General features: G+C 56.1%; 1 protein-coding gene. It reads left to right on the top strand.

What is annotated here, in order from left to right; translation table 11 throughout:
• A partial coding sequence (locus KH400_RS30475; RefSeq protein WP_217228754.1) for a hypothetical protein occupies nucleotides 1-326 on the top strand: 326 nt, incomplete at both ends.

Below are 326 nucleotides of genomic sequence, written 5' to 3'. Positions count from 1 at the left end.
AAAGGGGGAGGGGAGGGAGGGAAGGGGAAAGGGGGAAAAGGGGAGAAAAGGAAAGGGGAAAAAGAAGGGAAAAAAAAGAAGAAGGGGAGAGGGGAAGGAGAAAGGGAGAAGGAGGGGAAAGAAAAGGGGGGGAGGAAGGGGGGGAGGAGGGGGGAGAAAAAAAAAAAGGGAGAGGGGGGGAAGAAGGGGGGAGGGAGGGGGAAGGAGGGAAGGGAAAGAGGAGAAAGAAGAAAAAAAGGGGAGGGGAGGAGGGAAGGGAAGGGGGGGGAAGAAGAAGAGGAAGGAAAGAGGAGGGGAAAAGGGAGGAGGAAAGGGGAGGAGGGAAA

Origin of the sequence: Desertibacillus haloalkaliphilus, from assembly GCF_019039105.1 — a bacterium.
Classification (GTDB): Bacteria; Bacillota; Bacilli; order Bacillales; family KJ1-10-99; genus Desertibacillus; species Desertibacillus haloalkaliphilus.
The sequence above is the reverse complement of the archived record's forward strand: the minus strand, read 5'-3'. Positions and strand labels throughout refer to the sequence as shown.